We start from the raw sequence: 1,074 nt of genomic DNA on the forward strand, positions 1-1,074 counted from the left end.
AATGCCCCACTGGATGGGTTTGTGGCCGTAGGCAAACTGAATACCGAGGGACGTCCGCTACAAGCTATCGAACGCCCGGAAGCGGACTGGCGGCAAACCACCCAACAGGGTCGTAGAGCGGACGGACAGGTCTCGACCCAACTACGTCGTAGGAGTCTATCGGAGCGATCCTCAGAAGCGGAAGCCCAAGTCGCAGTGGGACGCGGTATCCGACCGTATCTATTCTGCATTGATCGCCGCGGCGATCTCGTCAACGAAGAAGCGCGTCTTCGCCGGCACCAAGCGCCCAGGGTGCATAGCGGCCGTCTCGAATACGATGTTCGACGCCACCGGCGCGCGCATACGGTCAAACCTTCCTGCGAGGCTTTTGCATTTTCCGAAGCTGTGAAAGGAATGAACCCGGGATCACAACGTCTCGAAATGGACAGGTTGCGCACCTTGCCAAAGCGTCATCTCTCCCAGCCTGCGCAGGTTCTCCAAACCGGAAGTCAATGTGATGAAGTGGTTACCCGCAAGCTGCCCCATCTTGGAGGCGAAGTGTACGCCGCCGTAGGCGAGGAGTATTTCGGTCTCGCTGATCCCGCCCGGGTAAAGGATGATCTGCCCCGGCGCCGGGTAACTGGTGTGGTTCTCGTAACCGACACCGAAATCGAGGTCACCCAGCGGCATCCACACGCCCTCACCACTCCAGCGCACGTGAACCGCCTTGCTGATAAACGGCATACGGGCTCGAAAGGCGTTGCAGGTCTTCGGCGCAGCCTGCTCTTCGAACTGGGCACCGAACTCGAACGGCTGGCCTGCCCCCTGAAAAGTGGTCCTCCCTGAGGTATGGCCTTGAGCCATGCGGAGGATGTTGTCATGGGACGGAAGAAGCATACGGCTGAAGCGATTGTTGGCAAGCTGCGTCAGGCTGATGTCTTGGTCTCGCAGGTCCGTAAGGTTGCCGAAGCAATCCGGTCCATCGAGGTGACGGAAGTCACGTATTATCGGTGGCGTTCCGATTGCGGCGTGCTGAAGGGTGACCAGGTCAAGCCGCTGAAGTGCCTGGGGGAAGAGTACCAGCGCCCTTGTTGG

Annotated in this window: 2 protein-coding genes and 1 pseudogene; 1 reads left to right on the plus strand and 2 read right to left on the minus strand. The window is 59.5% G+C overall.

All coding sequences use genetic code 11. The features are described from left to right. Positions 1-219: 219 nt before the first annotated feature. Positions 220-342 (minus strand): hypothetical protein, encoded by a 123-nt coding sequence (locus MKK49_RS24515; RefSeq protein WP_279595497.1) that lies wholly within the window; start codon positions 340-342, stop codon positions 220-222. Between the two features lie 63 nt (positions 343-405). Continuing rightward, positions 406-843, minus strand: coding sequence for a DUF3830 family protein (locus MKK49_RS12435; RefSeq protein ID WP_244028809.1), 438 nt, complete (start codon positions 841-843; stop codon positions 406-408). Between the two features lie 15 nt (positions 844-858). On the opposite strand from MKK49_RS12435, the pseudogene MKK49_RS12440 reads away from it, so the two are divergent. Next, a pseudogene (locus MKK49_RS12440) lies at positions 859-1,074 on the plus strand (IS3 family transposase); the annotation flags it as partial.

Origin of the sequence: Methylobacterium sp. J-090, from assembly GCF_022829345.1 — a bacterium.
Taxonomy (GTDB): Bacteria; Pseudomonadota; Alphaproteobacteria; order Rhizobiales; family Beijerinckiaceae; genus Methylobacterium.